The organism is Erwinia sp. Leaf53 (assembly GCF_001422605.1).
In the GTDB taxonomy this organism is placed as follows: domain Bacteria; phylum Pseudomonadota; class Gammaproteobacteria; order Enterobacterales; family Enterobacteriaceae; genus Erwinia.
Genome location: NZ_LMLK01000024.1, coordinates 273,634 through 294,007 on the forward strand (window position 1 = coordinate 273,634; position 20,374 = coordinate 294,007).

Sequence of the window (20,374 nt, forward strand, 5' to 3'; positions counted from 1 at the left end):
TTACTCCTTTGCCTTAAACAGGATACCGCGCGCGGTCAGAATGCCGCCGCAGGGTCCAAATAAAATGGAAATAAAGAACAGCAGCGCCGCCCCCAGCACCACCGCCGGGCCGGCAGGTAAAGAGAGCCAGAATGAGGCATACAGACCGCCGATGCTGGCGGTGACCGCCAGCATCATGGCGGCGGCCAGGGTACCGGAGAGATGACGGCTCCAGAAACGGGCGCTGGCCGCCGGTAACATCATCAGCCCTACGCTCATCAGGGTGCCCAGCACCTGGAAACCGGCCACCAGATTAATCACCACCAGCAGCAGAAAAACGCCGTGTACCAGCGCCGGAGTCCAGCGCCCCTGCGCCCGCAGAAAGGTCGGATCAAACACGTCAATCACCAGCGGGCGGTAGATCAGCGCCAGCGCCAGCAGCGTCAAGCTGCTGATGCCGCTGACCAGTTCGATGGAGGGGGTATCAACCGCCAGCAGGGAACCAAACAGCACGTGCAGCAGGTCAACGCTGGAGCCGCGTAGCGAGACCAGGGTGACGCCCAGCGCCAGCGATCCCAGGTAAAACCCGGCAAAGCTGGCATCTTCACGCAGCGGGGTAAAGCGGCTAACCGCGCCGGAGAGCAGCGCTACCGTCAGTCCGGCAATCGCGCCCCCCACGCCCATCGCCACCAGCGACAGCCCGGAGATCAGGTAGCCAATAGCGGCACCGGGTAGCACCGCGTGCGACAACGCGTCGCCGACCAGGCTCATACGTCGCAGCAGCAGAAAGACACCAAGCGGCGTGGCGCTGAGTGACAGGGCCACGCAGGCGACCAGCGCGCGGCGCATAAACCCGAACTCGATGAACGGCTGGATCAGCATCATGCGCAGGCCCCTCCGCGCGCCACCGGGCGTACACCGCTGCTGCCGTCATCGCGGCTGCGCCATTCGCCGCGATCGCTATGCAGCCTCAACACCTGCGGAAAATGCTCAGCCACGGTTGCCATATCATGCAGCACCACGATCAGCGTACATCCCGCGCGGTGGCGCTCGGCCAGCAGCGTCAGCAGCAGGGCGACGGTGTCGCTGTCGACGCCGCTGAAGGGTTCATCCAGCAACAGCAGTTCGGCATCCTGGATCAGCAGACGGGCAAACAGTATCCGCTGCAGTTGTCCCCCGGAAAGCGTCGCCGGTGACGCTCCGGCAAACGCGGTCATTCTGACCTGCTGCAGCGCCTGCATCACCTGCTCACGCTGTGCGCGGCTGATGCCGCCAAACCAGCCGCAGCGATGCCAGAACCCCATGGCCACCAGGTCGAAAACGGTTAAGGGCACGCTTTTTTCGATGTCGGCCTGCTGTGGCAGCCAGGCAATCTGCGGACGGGAACCGGTAAAGTTCAGAGAACCGCTGACCGGCGGCAGCATGCCGCACAGCGTTTTCAGCAGCGATGACTTGCCGCTGCCGTTAGCGCCGACCAGCGCGGTCATACTTCCGCGGATAAACTCACCGCTCAACGCCGGCGCAACTGCCTGACGCTGGTAGCCCACCATCAGACTGTTTAAGAGAATCACTGGGCGCCCGCCCAACGGGTCGCCAGCACCAGCACCAGAACAACGATCAACATCATTACGGCGCGAGCCCAGGCCGGGGCGCTGAGTAGCGTGCCGAAACGCATAAAGAAAGGGGGTCGGTTCATGTCAGAGTCAGACTAATATGTTATAACATAACAATAATGTACGCCCTTGTGGGACGCGGAGGAAAGATAAAAATGTATCCAGTTATTTCATTGCGTCTGCTACGATGCCGAATGGAGTAGTATTAACTCTATTCAAGTAAGTGAATAATCCCCCACAAAAATCGCCAGGCCGCAGCCGATAATCGAGTGTTAAATCATTAAGATAGGCTGGCACCGAGCCGACAATGCTCAGGATATTGCCAAATTAAACGTCGAGGGGTATTAGTAAAAATTAACCTTCAGGAGGGAAAATGCACAGAACTTTACCATTAGAATATCGTCAAACCCCAAGAACCCCGCTAGAATTAAAGCAGGAAATCGAACAGATTATTCCCAAAATTGAGAACGATTTGATCGGTTCACTTGCATGGTATTCATCTGATGCGCATTATGTTCCAAATAGTATAAAAATTATTTCGCTGGAACCGATCGACCAGACGCGATATAAAATGAATTACAGCTTTCGCTGGAACCTGTTTAACGGCTGTCTCGATATTGATGCAGAGGAATTGACCAACTTTTCGGTCAACGTTACCTGCCAGGCGAATGCGATGACCTTTGATTTTATCGACGACGATCGCAGCACGATGTCTGAAGAACTGTAATGATTCGTGTTTTGTTCAACCTTTTAATGCTGTTGTTTCAGCCGCATTAAAAATGCAGTAATTATCACTTCCTGCCATAACCTGTTTAAAAGCTCTGTTAAACGGCATGTTTCGCTCGCTGCGGAGGGGAAAACGATGGACGAATACTCACCGAAAAGGCATGATATTGCCCAGCTGAAATTCTTATGTGAAAACCTGTACGATGAAAGCATGGCAACATTGGGTGACAGTCATCACGGCTGGGTTAATGATCCCACTTCAGCAACCAATTTACAGCTTAACGAGCTGATTGAACATATTGCTGCATTTACAGTGAATTACAAAATCAAGCATGTGGAAGAGCATCTTCTGATTAGTCAGATTGATGAGTTTCTCGACGATACCTTTATGTTGTTCAGCAACTATGGCATTAATGTTCAGGATCTGCAGCGCTGGCAAAAATCGGCTAAACGACTGTTAAGCATTTTTGCAGAAGACGCAGCAGCCGGCCAGATACAACCTAGCCACTCTTTCTAGCAACTCCCTACTCTTTTTTACGGTTTAATAATGACTGACAAAATGTTAACAAAAACTGATTATCTGATGCGTCTGCGACGCTGCCGTTCGATTGATACGCTGGAACGCGTGATTGAAAAGAACAAGTACGAATTAACGGACGATGAACTGGCGGTATTTTATTCAGCGGCTGACCATCGTCTGGCTGAACTCACCATGAATAAGCTGTACGACAAAATACCCGTCGCGGTATGGAAGTTTGTTCGCTGAGGCGGACGCCAGGCAGAGAGTGACAACAGGCTGGCAAGGCAGAATTGGGTGGGGGCCCTGCCAGCTACATCCCGGCACACGCGTCATCTGTTACGGCTGCTTCCTTCCGGACCTGACCGAGTTCACAAATTAGCATTGCGGGAGAACCAACAGGGCCCCCATTGAGTGCCCCGGATAACCGAAGCGCAGGCATTATCAATGATACCCCCGGCAATTGCAAGCCAGCCCCGGATGACCGTTGTTTTCTTGCGCAATTAACCGCGATTCATCCTTAGGTTGCGCGTTATTACTTCAGGGTAGCCTGGCGTAGCCGCAGGCGATGGTTTATCGTTGCTGTTGTTTCCACCATGAGAATCGTGTCATGACCGCCCCCCACGACAGCTTTCAACACCGTGTCTATCAAATTGTGGCCGCTATTCCTTTCGGCCGGGTGACAACCTACGGTGAGATTGCCCATCTGGCCGGATCCCCGCGCGCTGCGCGTCAGGTCGGTGGCGTGCTGAAACGTTTGCCTGCAGGCAGTAAACTCCCCTGGTACCGCGTGGTTAACCGCAATGGCGCCATTTCGCTGGCAGGTGACGACCTCAACCGGCAGCGCCAGGCACTAATGGAGGAAGGCGTTGAGGTATCGGCGGACGGTATTATTGATTTGCACCGCTTCCGCTGGCAGCCATAAAAAAACGCCCCATCAGGGGCGTTGCAATAAGGCGTTAGCCGCGATGGATTACAGCGATGTCGGGGCCGGAACGGCGGACGACGGGGTCAGCATGGTCGGGGAAGTCGTTGGCACGGTGGACGTCGCCCCACTCTGGGTGTTGACAGGTACGGACGGCACCGGAACCAGCGTCAGATCCTGACGGGTGCCACCGCTGGTGATCACCTGCTTCACGTTGTCGGTGATAAATACCATTTTACCGTCAACGGTGACCGCAGCACTCAGCAGAATGCGCGCGTTAGGCTGGATCTCCGCCGGGTTAAACGGCAGTACAAACTGGAACGGGGCCTGTTTGCCATCCGTACGGTTAACCTGCTGTGAGAGCACCTTAGACGGTGCATCCGCCAGCGACGCGTCCGACAGGGTTACGGTAAGCACCGCGTTCGGCGGCAGCGCAATCTTTTGGCGGATCCACACCGTACCGCTCACGTTAGGCTGTTGAATTGCCGTCTGCTGTCCCTGAACCTGAGATCCCAGCGTCGGTGTTGCAATATCCCTACTTTTATCTGCACAACCCGCGATAGCCGCGACCAGCGCAGCGGTGCTAACTACATGCCAGAGTTTCATTGATAGTTTCTCCTTAAATCAATGCCTGCGGCGCATACTGCCGCGTGAAAACAGATCATAGCTGTTCTTCTGAATTTAATTCTGGCACAAGTTGCTGAAAATTTCCTGGAGACCTCCCGTTTGTTACATTTCACTCAGGACCGCCAATTGCCACAAACAATCGTTGACGCTAACTGGTCGGATCTCGCAAACTGTCAGCGATCCGACTACTGAGGAAGCCGTCTATGAGCCTGGCGTTACAAAATCTGTTAAATCTGCTGAATCTGGAAAGCCTGGAAGAAGGGTTGTTCCGCGGGCAAAGTGAAGATCTGGGTCTGCGCCAGGTATTCGGTGGCCAGGTGGTCGGACAGGCGCTGTACGCGGCCAAGCAGACCGTGCCGCCCGAACGCAGCATCCACTCGTTTCACAGCTATTTTCTGCGCCCCGGCGACAGCCAGAAGGCAATAATCTACGATGTGGAAAACCTGCGTGACGGGCAGAGTTTTAGCGCCCGCCGGGTGAAAGCCGTGCAGAACGGCAAACCGATCTTCTATATGACCGCCTCGTTCCAGGGGCCGGAAAGCGGTTTCGAGCATCAGAAAACCATGCCTGTGGTTAGCGGCCCGGACAACCTGCCCTCCGAGCATGAGATTGCTACCCGTCTGGCGCATCTGATCCCGGCCAGCATGCGCGATAAATTCCTCGCGGAGAAGCCGTTCGAGATCCGTCCGGTGACCTTCCATAATCCGCTGCAGGGGCATGTGGATGAACCGGTACGCCAGCTGTGGATCCGCGCCAACGGCCCGATGCCGCAGGACAGCCGCATCCATCAATACCTGCTTGGCTATGTGTCGGATTCCAACTTCCTGCCGGTTTCCCTCCAGCCGCATGGCAAAGGCTTCCTGGAGCCGGGTATGCAGGTGGCCACCATCGATCACTCAATGTGGTTCCACCGGCCTTTCGATCTCAACGACTGGCTGCTGTACAGCATTGAGAGTACCTCCGCTTCCGCCGCCCGCGGGTTTGTGCGCGGAGAATTCTACAATCAGCAGGGCACGCTGGTTGCCTCAACCGTGCAGGAGGGCGTGATCCGCCAGCGCCAGCCGTAAAGCAAAAAAAAGGCGGGCCACTCGGCCCGCCGTCATGCTTATTATTTTAGCGCACTACCCTTCTTTTCAATCACGTTACTGCATGAGAAAACTTACTGGTTGTAGGCATTCTCGCCGTGGCTGTTGACGTCCAGACCTTCACGCTCCTGCTCTTCCGGCACGCGCAATCCAACAATCATGTCTGCCACTTTGAAACCGATAAAGGCGACGACCGCGGTCCAGACGATGGTGACCAGCACGCTGAACAGCTGTACCCACACCTGATGGCCCATGGTCACGCCTTCCGCATAACCGACGCCGCCCAGAGAGGAGGAGGCGAATACGCCGGTCAGCAGGCAGCCGATAATACCGCAGACGCCGTGCACACCGAACACGTCGCATGGGTCATCCACGCGCAGCCATTTCTTCAGGGTGGTGACGCCCCAGATGCCGCCCAGGCCAGCGACCACACCGATAATCAGCGCACCGCCCACGCCGACATAACCACAGGCCGGGGTAATGCCCACCAGACCCGCAATCACACCGGAGCTGACGCCCAGCAGTGAAGGCTTACCGCGCAGCGCCCACTCACCAAAGGTCCAGCTCAGCATTGCGCCGGCGGTAGCGATAACGGTATTGAGGAACGCCAGGCCGGCGATTTCGTTAGCGGTACCGGCAGAGCCGGCGTTGAAACCGAACCAGCCAAAGTAAAGGATCGCCGTACCGGTGAACACCATCGGCAGGTTGTGCGGCTTGAAGGCTTCTTTACCAAACCCGGCACGTTTACCCAGCAGATAGGCACCAACCAGACCAGCCACCGCGGCGTTAATGTGCACGACGGTACCGCCGGCGAAGTCCAGCGCGCCGTCCAGCGCCAGGTAACCACCCGCCCACACCATGTGCGCAATCGGCAGGTAGGCGAAGGTCAGCCAGATCACCACAAAGATCAGCAGGGCTGAGAAGCGAATACGTTCGGCGATAGCGCCAACGATCAGGCCCACGGTGATACAGGCAAATGAAGCCTGGAAAGCCACGTGGATGTACTGATAGTAAGACCCCATCACTTCCGTCGGCGTGATGCCTTTCAGCATTGCCCAGTTAAAGCTGCCGAAGAAGGCGTTCCCTTCGCTGAAGGCGAGGGAGTAACCGTAAACCAGCCACAGCACGCAGACGATAGCAAAAGTCATCGCCACCTGGGTCAGTAGTGACAGTACGTTCTTGGCACGGATCAGGCCGCCGTAAAACAGCGCAATGCCGGGTATAGTCATAAACAGCACCAGCGCGGTGCAAATCATCATAAAGGCGTTGTCCGCTTTGTCCGCAACCGCCGGAGCGGCGGCGAAGGCCAGCGACGGTAACGCGGCGATGCCGGCAAGGCCAAACTGAGCAAGTTTTTTCATTTTATCTTTTCCCATCACAATGTTTAGCCAGGACTTACAGGGCGGCTTCGTCGGTTTCACCGGTACGGATGCGGATCACCCGCTGCAGCTCGGCAACGAAGATCTTACCGTCGCCGATTTTGCCGGTGTAGGCCGCTTTGCTGATCACATCAACCACTTCATCAATCTGATCGTCAGCGATCGCCACGTCAATTTTCACTTTCGGCAGGAAGTTCACGCTGTACTCTGCGCCACGATACAGCTCCGCATGCCCTTTCTGACGGCCAAACCCTTTTACTTCGGTAACGGTCAGCCCCTGAATGCCGATAGACGACAGCGCTTCCCGGACGTCTTCCAGCTTGAACGGTTTGATGACCACGGTAACCAGTTTCATTCGATCCCCTCCGGCAATTAGAAATTGTTTGTTTGTCAGACACGCTTTTAACTAAGCAAAGGCTATGCCAACAGTTGAAAATCAGAAATATCTGGAGGATTGGGCGTAGCAAACAGCCTGGTCAGGGTCTATGGCGGCGGAGAGAATGCGTCACTGAGTCAGTTGCTCAAAAAAAACGCACCAGAACGGTGCGTTATGCTTTAGACCAGTGCATTGATGGGGTAATGGCTATTTTTTCGCCTGCTGATGGTGCAACGCCAACGCCCCCTCACAGGGCGTTAGCGGCCGCCAGCTCTTCACCGGCCAGCTGCAGCTGATACATCTGCCAGTAACGTCCTTCGGCAGCCAGCAGCTGCTCATGGCTGCCTCGCTCCACGGCCTGCCCGCGATGCAGCACCAGAATGGTGTCGGCTTCGGTGATAGTGGAAAGCCGGTGGGCGATGACCACCAGCGTGGTGTGCCGCCGCACCGCCCGCAGTGCGCTCTGAATCGCCTGTTCGGTACCGGAGTCAATATTGGCCGTGGCTTCATCGAGGATCAGAATTTTAGGGGTGGCCACCAGCACCCGTGCCAGCGCCAGCAGCTGCTTCTGCCCCACCGACAGGTTGTTGCCCTGCTCGCCCAGCCGGCTGTGGATCCCCCCGGGCATGCTGCGGGCCAGCGTCGCCAGCTGCACCGTTTCCAGCGCCTGCCACACCGCCTCCTCACTGATATCACGCCCGAGGGTAACGTTAGCGAAGAAGGTGTCCGCCAGCACCACCGGATCCTGCTGCACCATCGCCACGCCATCGCGCAGCACGCCGTGGCTGAGGGAGGCGAGCGGACGGCCGTCGAGGCGAATGTCGCCCTGCTCCAGCGGATAGTAGCCCATCAGCAGGCTGGCAAGGGTGCTTTTACCGCTGCCGGTATGCCCGACCAGCGCGACAAAATGCCGCCCTTCGACCTGCAAATCGATATCATGCAGCACCGGTCGTCCGGGCTGGTAAGCAAAGGTCAGCCCCTCGATATCAATGCGTCCGCTGATCAGCGGCCGCGAATCGTCACCATAAGGCTGGCGCGGCGCGTCCATCAGTTCAAAAATACGTTCACCGGCGACCACCGCCTGCTGCAGCATTGACTGCTGGGTGGTCAGTTCGATTAACGGCTCGTTCAGGCGGCCAAGATAGTTGATAAACGCGTACAGCACGCCCACCTCAATCGACCCGGCTGACGAAAAGCCAAAAAGCAGCATCAGGCCACAGAGGATCATCGCCGAGAACAGGCTGAGCAGCGGGCGCAGCAGAAACCCATCCAGCTTCAGCGTCTGCATGCGGGCCAGGTAGTGCGAGCGGCTGGCGCCGCCGATCCGTTCACCAAAGCGCGCCTGCTGGCGGAACTGCTGGATCACGCTCATGCCGTTAATCACTTCGTTAAAACCGTTGTTGATGTCTGCCAGGTAGCTGCGCACCCGCCGCACGATCGGCGTGCTGTAGCGCTGGTAAATCAGCATCACTATCAGTACCGCCGGGAAAATAGCGATCGCCACCAGCGCCATTCGCCAGTCGAGGCTGAACATCGCCACCAGCATCGCCCCGACCAGCGCTGCGCTGCGCAGCACGGTGGCCACCACGGTGACGTAGAGATCGCGCACCACTTCGGTATCGTTAGTGACGCGGGAGATAATCTGGCCCACCGGTTGCGTGTCAAACGCGCTCAGCGGCTGGCGCAGCGCGGCATCCATCACGTCGGTGCGCAGACGCTGGACCACCCCCACCGCCGCCCGGTTGAACAGCAGCGCCTGCGCATAGTGCAGCCCCGCCGCCAGCAGCTGCAGCAACAGATAACAGGCCACCAGCCCGGCGGCCAGCCCCAGCGGCATCTGATGCTTCGCCACCATATTGTCAATAAAGTAGCTGACCAGTACCGGGCCAAGCACCTCTGCCGCCGCCGCGATCCACAGCATGCCCACCGCGAGGCCGAGCGATTTACGCCACGGTGCGCCGTAGGCCAGCAGCCGTTTCAGCGTAGGCCAAAGCTGAGCGCTACTCGCCATCTGTGTTCCCCTGTTCGGTTTCATCATCATCCAGCGCCGCTTCCAGCTGCTGATAGCGGTACATATCGCGATACCAGCCGGCTTCACCGCTCAGCTGCAGGTGATCGCCACGCTGGACCACCCTACCCTGTTGCAGGACCAGAATTTCGCTGGCTTCGGTCAGGGCCGACAGCCGGTGGGCGCTGATAATCACCGTACGGCCCTGCCCCCAGCTGCGCAGGTTGTGCAGGATCTGGTGCTCGGTGCGCCCATCAACCGCCGACAGCGCGTCGTCCAGCAGCAAAATTTCCGCATCCAGCAGCAGCGCGCGGGCGATCGAAATGCGCTGCTTCTGGCCACCGGAGAGCATCACGCCACGCTCGCCGACTTCGGTTTCATAGCCGCCCGGCAGGCGCAGAATGTCATCATGCACCGAGGCGAGCCTGGCGGCCTGTTCGATGTCGCTCTGCGTCGCACCGGGGCGGCCAAGGGCAATATTGTTAGCTACGGTGTCCGAGAACAGGAAAGGCGTCTGGCTGACTACCGCCAGCCGGCTACGCCAGCCGTCCAGCTGCAGCCGGGGCAGCGGAATATCGTGATAGCGGATCTCCCCCTGATCGCTATCAAAATGGCGCTGAATCAGACTCAGCAGGGTACTTTTCCCGGCACCGGTCGGGCCGCACAGGCCGAGCATCTGGCCGGGCTGCAGGCGAGTGGTCACCGCGTGCAGAGCCGGGATTTTCGCCCCGGGATAGGTAAATTCCCGCATAGCTATCTGCAGTGGACCGCGCCCGGCCGGCACCACTTCGCTGCCGTCGGTGACGGTCGGCGCTTCGGCCAGCAGCGACTGGATGCGGCTCCAGGCGGCGCTGCCGCGTTCAACGATGTTGAACATCCAGGCCAGCGCCAGCATCGGCCAGATCATCAGCCCGAGGTACATAACAAAGCTGGTCAGCTGCCCGAGCGTCAGGCTGCCGTGCCAGACCATCCAGCAACCGCCGCCGATCGCCAGCAGGTTAGACAAGCCGATCGCCACGTAGATGGTCGGATCAAAGCGGGCATCCACCCGCGCCACGCGCAGGTTTTTCTCGCCGGTGTCGCGGGCAATCCCGGCGAACTGCGCCGACTGGCGGTCTTCCAGTCCGAACGCTTTGATCATGCGGATGCTGGTCAGGCTCTCCTGAGTTTGATCGTTCAGTGACGAAAAGGCGGCCTGCGCCAGCTTAAAACGCTGGTGCAGCTGGTCACCGTAACGCTTAATCACCAGCGCCATCACCGGCATCGGCAGCAGCGCCAGCAGCGTGAGCTGCCAGCTGATTTGCGTACTCATCACGATCAGCACCGCGCAGCCCATCACCAGCGAGTCGACCAGCGTCAGCACCCCCTCTCCGGCGGCAAACACCACGCGATCCACGTCGTTGGTAGCGCGGGCGATCAGATCGCCGGTGCGGTGGCGCAGATAAAATTCAGGATGCTGGCGGCTGAGCTGACGGTAGAAGTCTTCGCGCAGCTCGACGGCCAGCTGATAAGAGGCTCCGAACAGCAGCACCCGCCAGACGTAACGCAGCAGATAGACCACCACCGCAGTAATCAGCATCACCGCAATCCACCACAGCACCTCGCTGCGGCCCATCTGTTGGTGGCTGACGCCGTCGACCAGCGTGCCGACCACCCGCGGTGGCAGCAGCTGCAGCAGCGCGATGAGGATCAGCAGCAACACTGCGCCCAGATAGCGGCGCCATTCACGCAGAAAATACCAGCTCAGTTGGCTAAAAAGTCGCACAAAAACATCCTGATTATTGACCGGAAAAGGGGAACGGCAGCCTGCTACGGGGCGACCGGCAGCGCGGTGGTGTATTTTATCTCTTCCATGGCAAAACTCGAAGTCACATCGGTAAGTCCGGGAATACCGTTGACCAGCCGCTTGTAGAACGCATCGTAACTTTTCATATCCGCCACCTGAACGCGCATCAGATAGTCGTACTCGCCCGCCATGCGGTAAAAGCCCATCACTTCCGGCATCGCCTGCACCAGCGCGACAAACTGCTGAAACCAGCTGCTACTGTGGTTCTGCGTTTTGATCACCACAAACGCCGTCAGTCCCAGTCCGAGCTTTTCACCGTCCAGCAGCGCAACCCGGCCGCGAATATAGCCCTCATCCTCCAGCCTTTTCAAGCGTTTCCAGCAGGGGGTGGTGGTCAGACTGACCGCATCGGCCAGCGCCTGCAAAGAGAGCGTACAGTCCTTCTGGAGCAGGTTTAGTAGCATACGGTCTTTTTTATCCAGCGACTCAGGTAGCATAATTTTCTCCACAGACAGTAAAACAGAGCATCAGTATAGTAACCTTTTCCCCGGCTAACTGGCTAATCTGGTTTCCTGACTTCTTACCTCAAGGATGACTGCGATGACCAGCCAACTGAAACGACAACTTTTGATCGCCGCGCTGTTTGCCGCCGTGGCGCTGACCTGGGGAACCACCTGGATGGCGATGAAAATTGCCGTGCAGACGGTACCGCCGGTGTTTGCTACCGGCCTGCGCTTTCTTTGCGCGGCACCGATCCTGCTGCTGCTGGCCCGCTGGCGCAAAGCGCCGCTGCTGTTTCCGGCCGGCCAGCGCGGCTTTCAGCTTTGCGTGACGCTGTTTTACTTTGCCATTCCCTTTACGCTGATGATCTACGGCGAGCGCTACACCTCTTCCAGCCTGGCGGCGATTATCTTCGCCACCATGCCGGCCGCGGTGCTGGCCGCCTCGCTGCTGTTTCTGCGTGAGCGGACCTCGCTGCAGCAACTGCTCGGGCTGCTGATCGCCATCGGCGCGCTCAGCACCATTCTGTGGCATGAGAGCCACGCCAGCGGCGGCAGCCAGATGAAGGGGATGCTGGCGCTGGTCGCGGCGGTGCTGATCCACGCCTTGATGTACGTACAGTGCAAAAAACGTTGCGCATCTATTTCAGTGCTGAGTTACAACGCCCTGCCCTGTCTGGGGGCCGGGGTGCTGCTGACGCTGGCCGGGCTGGCCGAGTCACCGCACTGGCAGAACATGGCTCCAGAGGCGCTGCTGGCGATCCTGTGGCTGGGGGTCATCGCCGGGGTGTTTGGCATTCTCTGTTACTTTGCCCTGCAACAGAACGCACGGCCCTTTCAGGCCTCGCTGGTGTTTCTGGTGTTTCCGTTGATTGCCATCGCCGTTGAGAACCAGTTCAGCGGCAGCAGCATCAGCAAGGAGTCACTGCTGTTGCTGCTGCCGTTCCTGCTTGGCCTGCTGCTCACGCTGTACCGCGGGCCGAAACTCGGCAGGCCGCCTGCCGCGAAAAAATACCCAACTGCTCACGCAGGCAGTACACTAAGCGGCAGAAAATAGACGGGATAACGGTATGAAACGTGCAGTAGTGGTATTCAGCGGTGGGCAGGATTCAACAACCTGCCTGATTCAGGCGTTACAGCAGTATGACGAGGTGCACTGCGTCACCTTTGATTACGGCCAGCGCCATCGCGCAGAGATCGACGTGGCGCAGCAGCTGTCACTGCAGCTCGGCGCACGCGCGCACAAGGTGCTGGACGTCACCCTGCTCAATGAGCTGGCGGTCAGCAGCCTGACCCGCGACAACATCCCGGTACCGGCTTACGATCCCAACGCCAGCGGCCTGCCGAGCACCTTTGTGCCGGGGCGCAATATCCTGTTCCTGACCCTCGCCGCCGTTTACGCGTATCAGGTGGAAGCGGAAGCGGTGATTACCGGCGTCTGTGAAACCGATTTTTCCGGCTATCCCGACTGCCGCGATGAGTTTGTAAAGGCGCTGAACCACGCGGTCACGCTGGGTATGGCCCGCAAGGTGCGCTTCGAAACGCCGCTGATGTGGCTGAACAAGGCGGAGACCTGGGCGCTGGCCGACTACTGGCAGCAGCTGCCGCTGGTGCGTAATGAGACCCTGACCTGCTATAACGCGGTCAAAGGCGACGGTTGTGGCGAATGCGCCGCCTGCCACCTGCGCGCCAACGGCCTGCGCGAGTATCAGCAGAACCCAACGGCGGTGATGCAGGCGATGAAGGCGAAATCGGCCTCGTCTGATAAGACTTAGCCTGCGCCGCCAGCCTGCTCAGCGTCTGGTGGCCATTCACGCAGTGCTTTAATCAACCAGCATGACCTGACCTTGTGCAGAGCTGTACCTGGCTCAGGCTCAGGCTCAGGCTCAGGCTCATGCAGGAGAACAGGACACTGCTCCCCTGGCGATTTACAGCATCATCTCCTGCAGCCGCAGCTTTAACTCCCCTTCCAGCGGCTGGGCTTTCTGGGTACGCAGATCGATACAGACAAAAGTCAGCTGCGCATCCGCTACCACCAGGCCGGTCGGCTGCAGTGTGATAGCCTGGCTGATTACGCCGCTTTTTCCCCCCAGCTCCAGCAGCTGGCTGTCGATATTGAGCACGTCGCCAAGCACCGCCGGACGGCGATAGTTAATATTGATATTGACCACGATAAAGGCCAGATGGTGGGTGGTCAGCCAGTGGAAAGAGGCCATCTGCTCCAGCCACGCCCAGCGCGCCTCTTCGAGGAACTCCAGGTAACGTGCGTTGTTGACGTGCTGAAAAACATCAAGATGGTAGCCACGAACTTTAAGGGTGGTCTGCATAAACGGATCTCCGGGTGAAAAAAGGCCACACCAACTGGTATGACCTCTTCAGAATAGCAGCGACGTGATACCGCCGCCGCAGCAGCTTAGCAACTCTGGATATGGGTCACAGTTTGATGCGCGACAGGTTGCGCTCGACTAAGGCATTCCCCATTCCCGGCACCTCTTTCAGCTGCTCAAGCTGGCTGAAAGGCCCGTACTTCTCGCGATAGCTAACGATCGATTCCGCCTTCTTCAGCCCGACGCCATTCAGCGCGGACGCCAGCTCCTGAGCACTTGCGTTGTTGATGCTCACCTGTTCCCCTCTTTTTTCCCCCACTGGCGGGCTTTTCTCTCCGCCAGTGCTGGCCGGACCTTTTTCCATCTGTACTGCCGCTTTGCCCTCTTTCGCCACGGATGAGCTGGCGACGGCGGGTAGGCTCAGCCCGATGGCCAGAGCCAGTGACGCGGCCTGTATAACTGATTTAATCATCGCTGTTTTCTCCTTGTGTTTGACAGCAAGGCGAGGTTACGGCGGGAAAAAAAGGGCTGCAAACGACAGGTTTCAAAAATGGAAAAGGCCGCATAAGCGGCCTTTGTTGTTGCAGTCGGTTGCAGTTAAATTGCGAGGCTTACTGCGCCTGCGCCGCTGCGCCGTACTTGATTTTCGCCTCTTTACGCAGGTTGCTCATCAGCGCTTCAAAGGCGATCTGCGCGTTGTTCTGCGTCACGCCCTGAATCAGCGCGGTCTTCTGCGCCTCCTGCAGGTTGCCGCTCTGGACTTTATCCAGCGCCAGCAGCACCACATTGCCCTGCATATCTTCGCTCACGCCGTAAGAGACTTTCCCTTCCGCCGGCAGCGGCAGCGCAAAGGCCGCCTGCGTCAGCGGGCTCTGGTCGGTACGCGCCAGCGTTTTCTGCTCACCGAAGTTCAGACCCGCCGCCTTCAGCGCCGCATCACCCTTACCGGCTTTTAGCTCGGCCAGCAGCTTATCGGCCTGCGCTTTCGCTTCTGCCTGGGCTTTCTGCAGCTTAAGCGTATCGGTAATCTGCGCGGTCACATCAGCCAGCGCTTTTGCCGCTTCAGGCTTGTGCGCGCTGATGCGCAGGACAAACGCACGGTCGCCATCAACGGTGATGACGTCGGAGTTACGGCCTGGGGCACCGTCGTTGCCGCCAAGGTTACCGCTAAAGATTGCCTCCTGCACCGGCTTGAAGTTCAGCTCGTTGGGCAGATTGTCATGACTAAACCAGTCGGTTTCCACCGCTTTCACACCGCCAGCCTGCTCTGCGCTGGCCAGGGATTCGGTATCGTTACTGGCGGCATCGCTGACTTTCTGCTGCAGCTTGAAGTAAGCATCGATGGCGTTTTCCTGCTTCACCTTCGCCGCAATCGCATCATGCACCTCGGCCAGCGTTTTCACCTGCTGCGGCTTGATGTCATCCAGACGGGCAACGATGTAACCCACGGAAGATTTGATCGCACCGGACAGCTGGCCTTTCTCTTTCAGGTCGGCACCTTTCAGCTCATCCGGGGTGGTTTCTGGTTCCAGCCAGCCCATGTCGCCGCCGTTACGGGCAGAGATAGGGTCAACCGACTTCTCTTTGGCCAGCGCGGCAAAATCACCACCCTCTTTCAGCGCTTTCAGCACCGCCTCGGCGTCCGCTTCGGTTTTGGTCTGAATGATGCTGTAGCGATTACGCTGTGGCTGGGTGTAATCCTGCTGATGGCTGTCATACCAGCCCTGGATATCGCTCTCGGTCACCGGCTTCTGCAGGCTGGCGGCATCCAGTTTGATGTAGCTGACGCGGAACTGCTCAGGCGTCATAAAGCTGTTTTTATTCTGCTGATAGTAGTTATTGATTTCGTCTGCGGTAACGCTCTGTTTCGCGGTCAGCGCATCGACGTTGATGGTCACCTCGCGCACCAGGCGCTGCTGAGAGACCAGCGCGGCCAGCGCATCGCCTTCGTTACCCAGCACGAAGTCCGTACCGGTTACCGATTTAATCAGCTGCTGAGTGGTCAGCTGCTTGCGCAGCGCCTGAGCATAGCGATCGGCGGTAAAGCCCATGTTGCCGATCAGCGCCAGATATTTGGCATTATCAAACTTACCGTCGGTCTGGAACGCGGGCTGGCTGAAGATGGCCTGCTTAATCTGCTCGTCGCTAATCGCCAGATGCAGCGATTTGGCATACTGATCCAGCAACAGCTCATCAATCAGCTGGGACAGCGCCTGCTGACGCATCTGCTGCAGATAGCCTTCATTGCCGGCCAGCGCAGAGAACTGCTCGCCCAGCATCTGCTGCTGACGCGCACGTTCATTGCTGAACGCCTGCTCGAGCTGAACACGGCTGATTTCATCACCGTTCACTTTGGCAGCGTAATCACCGCCACCACCGGTCAGGTAACCGCCCACGCCGGTCAGGACGAAAGACAGGATAATCAGACCCAGTATAATTTTGAGCACGACATGGTTCGACGCCGCGCGTAAATTGTCCATCATGGTGTGACAACACTCCGCTGTAATATGAATGTAAACCTTGCGCGTTCATCCCGGGTTCCTGGGGACGTGCAACGCCGGTGCATTACTGCAACTCCGGTAAAGCCGGAAACCCAGCGGAGTTACATCCTTCAGACAACCGCCCGCGGCGTTTGTCCCTGAAAAATAAAAAAAGGCACATCCTTTTGCTGATGTGCCCGTATGTTACATGAGAACGGCTCGCCGATCCTCACTCCGCCAAAGAAAACTGCTTTCGTCATCATTCAGCGCGTTTACCCGGCCGGTTTCAGACTGCTGGGATCCAGCGAGCCCACGCAGTGTGAAACCGTTGGGAATTTAGTTCACGGCATCTTTCAGCGCTTTACCGGCGCGGAAGCCCGGGACTTTACCCGCAGCAATGGTGATCTCTTTACCCGTCTGTGGGTTACGACCGGTACGCTCGGCACGCTCACGCACGGAGAAGGTACCAAAACCAACCAGCGCCACTTCATCACCAGCCTGCAGAGATTCAGTTACTGAAGCGATAAAAGCGTCTAATACACGTCCGGCGGCCGCTTTAGAGATATCCGCGTTGGCAGCAATACTGTCGATCAACTGTGACTTATTCACTTAATCATCCCCACGTTTATTTTCACATTCTGAACCGGCGCAGTGCCTGGCATTCAGGTGCTCTCATTGATTATGGCTGTTAGCCCCAGATTATCGCACCGCGACGGCCCGCATCCTGCCGCCACTGGCTGAATCGGGATCTAAATTAGCGGCACAAAAAAAAGCTGGCAAGTACCAATTCACCTGCCAGCCTGGGTTTTTATCTGATTTCGCCTTAAATCACTATTTGGCGGTCACAACCTGGATGCCGGACGGTTCATTCTGCAGCGCCAGCGCCAGCACTTCCTCGATGCGCTTAACCGGATGAATCACCAGATCGGCAATCACGTTATCCGGGATCTCTTCCAGATCGCGCTTGTTTTCATCCGGGATCAGCACGGTTTTGATGCCGCCACGGTGCGCCGCCAGCAGTTTTTCCTTCAGGCCACCGATTGGCAGTACCTGGCCCCGCAGGGTGATCTCACCGGTCATCGCCACGTCGGAACGCACCGGGTTACCGGTCAGGCAGGAAACCAGCGCGGTGCACATCGCAATACCGGCGCTCGGACCATCTTTCGGCGTTGCCCCTTCAGGCACGTGCACGTGGATGTCGCGTTTCTCGTAGAAGTCGCCGTTAATGCCCAGCTTCTCCGCACGTGCGCGCACCACGGTCAGCGCAGCCTGAATTGACTCCTGCATTACTTCGCCCAGCGAGCCGGTATAGGTCAGCTTGCCCTTACCCGGTACGCAGGCGGTTTCGATGGTCAGCAGATCGCCGCCCACTTCGGTCCACGCCAGGCCGGTGACCTGACCGACGCGGTTTTCCGTGTCGGCACGGCCGTAGTCGAAACGCTGCACGCCAAGGAAATCTTTCAGGTTGTCGCCGTTGATCTCAATGTGCTTCAGCTTTTTGTCCATCAGCAGCGACTTCACCGCTTTACGGCACAGCTTGGAGAGTTCGCGCTCGAGGCTACGCACGCCCGCTTCCCGTGTGTAGTAACGGATGATGCCCACAATCGCGCTGTCATCGACCGTCAGCTCGCTCGGCTTGAGAGCATTACGCTCGATCTGCTTTGGTAACAGGTGCTGTTTAGCAATGTTCAGCTTTTCATCTTCGGTGTAACCAGAAAGACGGATCACTTCCATACGGTCCAGCAGCGGTGCCGGGATGTTCATCGAGTTAGAGGTCGCCACAAACATCACGTCGGAGAGATCGTAATCCACTTCCAGATAGTGATCGTTAAAAGCGATGTTCTGCTCAGGATCTAACACCTCCAGCAGCGCCGATGCCGGATCGCCACGCATGTCCGAAGACATCTTGTCGATCTCATCCAGCAGGAACAGCGGGTTTTTCACCCCAACCTTAGCCATTTTTTGGATCAGCTTGCCCGGCATCGAACCAATATAGGTACGACGGTGGCCGCGAATTTCAGCTTCATCACGCACGCCGCCCAGCGCCATACGTACGTACTTACGCCCGGTGGCTTTAGCAATCGACTGGCCGAGCGAGGTTTTACCGACGCCCGGAGGCCCGACCAGGCAGAGGATCGGTCCTTTAATTTTGCTGACGCGGCTTTGAACCGCCAAATACTCAAGGATGCGATCCTTGACGCGTTCCAGACCGAAATGGTCGGTATCCAGCGTTTCCTGCGCCTTAACCAGGTCCTTTTTGACCTTGCTGCGCGCGTTCCAGGGTACCTGCACCATCCACTCGATATAGCCGCGGACGACGGTCGCCTCGGCGGACATCGGCGACATCATCTTCAGTTTCTGCAGTTCGGCTTCGGCTTTCTCATGCGCTTCTTTCGGCATTTTAGCCGCGTCGATTTTACGCTTCAGCGCTTCATTTTCGTCCGGCGCATCGTCCATCTCGCCGAGCTCTTTCTGAATCGCCTTCATCTGCTCGTTGAGGTAGTACTCGCGCTGGCTTTTTTCCATCTGCTTTTTGACGCGGTTACGGATACGTTTCTCAACCTGCAGCAGGTCGATTTCCGATTCCATCATCGCCATCAGGTATTCCAGACGCTCGTTGACGTCATACATTTCCAGCACCGACTGCTTATCTGCCAGCTTCAGTGGCATATGCGCCGCCACGGTATCTGCCAGGCGCGCGGCATCGTCAATGCTGTTGAGCGAAGTCAGGACTTCCGGCGGGATCTTTTTATTCAGTTTGATATAGCCTTCAAACTGATTGATCGCCGTGCGTACCAGCACTTCCTGCTCACGTTCTTCAATCTCCGGCGACGCCAGGTATTCAGCCTGAGCGGTAAAGTGGTCGCCGTTGTCAGCTAAGGTGGTGATGTGCGCACGCTGTAAACCTTCCACCAGCACTTTTACCGTACCGTCCGGCAGCTTCAGCATCTGCAGAATGGAGGCGACGGTCCCGACTGAAAACAGATCGTTAATACCCGGTTCATCCGTTGAAGCTTCTTTCTGAGCGACCAGCATGATCTTTTTATCATGATCCATGGCGGCTTCAAGGCAGCGAATAGACTTTTCACGACCCACGAACAACGGAATGACCATGTGCGGATAAACCACTACGTCACGCAACGGCAACACAGGGATTTCAATGCGTTCAGAACGCTCAGGATTCATAGAGCTCTCTCTTAGTTTAATTTCCGCCAGGGTGTGGGGGAACCACATCAATGAGAAAAGGTGTAGTTTTACCCACAGGTATTTGAGTATATGGGGATGAGCGGAACAGATTCAACGTTGGGGTAACGAGAAAAGTAAAAGGGGGAACATTTTCCCCCTTTTAAGATAACTAACTGGAATGATTTGGTTATTTATTCACCAGAAGCCTGCTGCGCTTCCTGCTGACCATAAATCAGCTTCGGCGCGCCGTTGCCGTCAATAACCGACTCATCCACCACCACTTTCTCCACACCGTCCAGCGACGGCAGATCGTACATGGTGTCCAGCAGCGCGGCTTCGACAATCGAACGCAGGCCACGGGCGCCGGTCTTACGCGACATCGCCTTCTTCGCGATGGCGTTCAGCGCCTCGTCACGGAACTCGAGGTCCACGCCTTCCAGGTTAAACAGCGCCTGGTACTGCTTGGTCARCGCGTTYTTCGGCTCGCGCAGGATCTGGATCAGCGCGTCTTCGCTCAGTTCGGTCAGCGTCGCCACCACCGGCAGACGRCCGATAAACTCAGGGATCAGGCCGAACTTGATCAGGTCCTCCGGCTCAACCTGCGCCAGCAGCTCCCCTTCCGTCGCCTTCTCCGCCTTGCCCTTCACCGTRGCGCCAAAGCCGATGCCGGAACCGGTGTCCACGCGCTGCGAGACCACCTTATCCAGGCCGGCAAACGCGCCGCCGCAGATAAACAGRATTTTCGAGGTGTCGACCTGCAGAAACTCCTGCTGCGGATGCTTGCGCCCGCCCTGCGGCGGCACCGCGGCCACCGTGCCTTCGATCAGCTTCAGCAGCGCCTGCTGCACGCCCTCACCGGA

At 57.7% G+C, this 20,374-nt stretch carries 22 protein-coding genes and 1 other RNA gene; 7 read left to right on the plus strand and 16 right to left on the minus strand.

Annotated features, from left to right (window positions below):
* Genes ASF13_RS19720 through ASF13_RS25210 form a run of 3 tightly spaced genes read right to left on the minus strand, consistent with a single transcriptional unit; the run spans position 1 to position 1,675 of the window.
* Positions 1-864: a metal ABC transporter permease gene (locus ASF13_RS19720; protein ID WP_056240473.1), complete on the minus strand. Its 864-nt coding sequence runs from the start codon at positions 862-864 to the stop codon at positions 1-3.
* On the minus strand, positions 861-1,550 hold the full coding sequence (locus ASF13_RS19725; protein WP_082502388.1) for a metal ABC transporter ATP-binding protein: 690 nt from the start codon (positions 1,548-1,550) through the stop codon (positions 861-863). Before ASF13_RS19725 ends, ASF13_RS19720 begins: the two co-directional genes overlap by 4 nt.
* Complete coding sequence (locus tag ASF13_RS25210; protein ID WP_255354469.1) at positions 1,547-1,675, minus strand: hypothetical protein; 129 nt, start codon at positions 1,673-1,675, stop codon at positions 1,547-1,549. The genes ASF13_RS19725 and ASF13_RS25210 overlap by 4 nt, the downstream gene beginning before the upstream one ends.
* 290 nt (positions 1,676-1,965) lie before the next feature.
* On the opposite strand from ASF13_RS25210, the gene ASF13_RS19730 reads away from it, so the two are divergent.
* The 3 genes from ASF13_RS19730 to ASF13_RS19740 all read left to right on the plus strand — a co-directional run bounded on the left by ASF13_RS19730 (position 1,966) and on the right by ASF13_RS19740 (position 3,084).
* Positions 1,966-2,319, plus strand: coding sequence for a hypothetical protein (locus ASF13_RS19730; RefSeq protein ID WP_056240476.1), 354 nt, complete (start codon positions 1,966-1,968; stop codon positions 2,317-2,319).
* Between the two features lie 135 nt (positions 2,320-2,454).
* Positions 2,455-2,835: an Hha toxicity modulator TomB gene (gene tomB, locus ASF13_RS19735; RefSeq protein ID WP_056240478.1), complete on the plus strand. Its 381-nt coding sequence runs from the start codon at positions 2,455-2,457 to the stop codon at positions 2,833-2,835.
* A 30-nt stretch (positions 2,836-2,865) separates the two neighbouring features.
* The gene (locus ASF13_RS19740) at positions 2,866-3,084 is read left to right on the plus strand and encodes an HHA domain-containing protein (RefSeq protein WP_056240482.1); all 219 of its coding nucleotides are present in this window, start codon (positions 2,866-2,868) and stop codon (positions 3,082-3,084) included.
* Positions 3,085-3,139: 55 nt separating this feature from the next.
* Here the strand turns inward: ASF13_RS19740 and ffs are convergent.
* Positions 3,140-3,236: signal recognition particle sRNA small type (gene ffs / locus ASF13_RS23810), an RNA gene on the minus strand.
* A gap of 209 nt (positions 3,237-3,445) precedes the next feature.
* Here ffs and ASF13_RS19745 point away from each other — a divergent pair.
* A complete protein-coding gene (locus ASF13_RS19745; protein ID WP_056240485.1) occupies positions 3,446-3,760 on the plus strand; it encodes an MGMT family protein in 315 nt (104 codons plus the stop codon).
* Positions 3,761-3,808: 48 nt separating this feature from the next.
* Here the strand turns inward: ASF13_RS19745 and ASF13_RS19750 are convergent, their stop codons facing one another.
* Complete coding sequence (locus ASF13_RS19750) at positions 3,809-4,366, minus strand: YbaY family lipoprotein (RefSeq protein ID WP_056240487.1); 558 nt, start codon at positions 4,364-4,366, stop codon at positions 3,809-3,811.
* A 224-nt stretch (positions 4,367-4,590) separates the two neighbouring features.
* On the opposite strand from ASF13_RS19750, the gene tesB reads away from it, so the two are divergent.
* A complete protein-coding gene (gene tesB / locus ASF13_RS19755) occupies positions 4,591-5,454 on the plus strand; it encodes an acyl-CoA thioesterase II (protein ID WP_056240499.1) in 864 nt (287 codons plus the stop codon).
* Positions 5,455-5,546: 92 nt separating this feature from the next.
* On the opposite strand, the gene amtB is transcribed toward tesB, so the two are convergent.
* The 5 genes from amtB to ASF13_RS19780 all read right to left on the minus strand — a co-directional run bounded on the left by amtB (position 5,547) and on the right by ASF13_RS19780 (position 11,518).
* Positions 5,547-6,833: an ammonium transporter AmtB gene (gene amtB, locus ASF13_RS19760; protein WP_056240580.1), complete on the minus strand. Its 1,287-nt coding sequence runs from the start codon at positions 6,831-6,833 to the stop codon at positions 5,547-5,549.
* 34 nt (positions 6,834-6,867) lie between these two features.
* Positions 6,868-7,206: a P-II family nitrogen regulator gene (gene glnK, locus ASF13_RS19765; RefSeq protein ID WP_056240502.1), complete on the minus strand. Its 339-nt coding sequence runs from the start codon at positions 7,204-7,206 to the stop codon at positions 6,868-6,870.
* 268 nt (positions 7,207-7,474) lie between these two features.
* Positions 7,475-9,238: a SmdB family multidrug efflux ABC transporter permease/ATP-binding protein gene (locus ASF13_RS19770; RefSeq protein ID WP_056240504.1), complete on the minus strand. Its 1,764-nt coding sequence runs from the start codon at positions 9,236-9,238 to the stop codon at positions 7,475-7,477.
* A complete protein-coding gene (locus tag ASF13_RS19775; RefSeq protein WP_056240506.1) occupies positions 9,228-11,000 on the minus strand; it encodes a SmdA family multidrug ABC transporter permease/ATP-binding protein in 1,773 nt (590 codons plus the stop codon). The genes ASF13_RS19770 and ASF13_RS19775 overlap by 11 nt, the downstream gene beginning before the upstream one ends.
* Before the next feature lie 44 nt (positions 11,001-11,044).
* A complete protein-coding gene (locus ASF13_RS19780; protein ID WP_056240509.1) occupies positions 11,045-11,518 on the minus strand; it encodes an Lrp/AsnC family transcriptional regulator in 474 nt (157 codons plus the stop codon).
* Positions 11,519-11,612: 94 nt separating this feature from the next.
* Between ASF13_RS19780 and ASF13_RS19785 the strand changes: the two genes are divergently transcribed.
* Positions 11,613-12,578: a DMT family transporter gene (locus ASF13_RS19785; protein WP_156365625.1), complete on the plus strand. Its 966-nt coding sequence runs from the start codon at positions 11,613-11,615 to the stop codon at positions 12,576-12,578.
* Between the two features lie 13 nt (positions 12,579-12,591).
* Entirely contained in the window at positions 12,592-13,296 is a 705-nt protein-coding gene (queC, locus tag ASF13_RS19790; RefSeq protein WP_056240513.1) for a 7-cyano-7-deazaguanine synthase QueC, read from the plus strand.
* A 153-nt stretch (positions 13,297-13,449) separates the two neighbouring features.
* Here the strand turns inward: queC and ASF13_RS19795 are convergent, their stop codons facing one another.
* From ASF13_RS19795 to ASF13_RS19820, 6 genes are all read right to left on the minus strand, one after another.
* On the minus strand, positions 13,450-13,848 hold the full coding sequence (locus ASF13_RS19795) for a thioesterase family protein (protein ID WP_056240516.1): 399 nt from the start codon (positions 13,846-13,848) through the stop codon (positions 13,450-13,452).
* Positions 13,849-13,954: 106 nt separating this feature from the next.
* Positions 13,955-14,320, minus strand: a complete 366-nt coding sequence (locus ASF13_RS19800; protein WP_056240520.1) for a helix-hairpin-helix domain-containing protein — start codon at positions 14,318-14,320, stop codon at positions 13,955-13,957.
* 139 nt (positions 14,321-14,459) lie between these two features.
* Positions 14,460-16,331, minus strand: coding sequence for a peptidylprolyl isomerase (gene ppiD, locus ASF13_RS19805; protein ID WP_056240523.1), 1,872 nt, complete (start codon positions 16,329-16,331; stop codon positions 14,460-14,462).
* 333 nt (positions 16,332-16,664) lie between these two features.
* The gene (gene hupB / locus ASF13_RS19810) at positions 16,665-16,937 is read right to left on the minus strand and encodes a nucleoid-associated protein HU-beta (RefSeq protein WP_056240526.1); all 273 of its coding nucleotides are present in this window, start codon (positions 16,935-16,937) and stop codon (positions 16,665-16,667) included.
* Between the two features lie 222 nt (positions 16,938-17,159).
* Positions 17,160-19,514 (minus strand): endopeptidase La, encoded by a 2,355-nt coding sequence (gene lon, locus ASF13_RS19815; protein ID WP_056240528.1) that lies wholly within the window; start codon positions 19,512-19,514, stop codon positions 17,160-17,162.
* Between the two features lie 191 nt (positions 19,515-19,705).
* On the minus strand, positions 19,706-20,374 hold a 669-nt coding region (locus tag ASF13_RS19820; protein WP_156365626.1), incomplete at its 5' end, for an AAA family ATPase.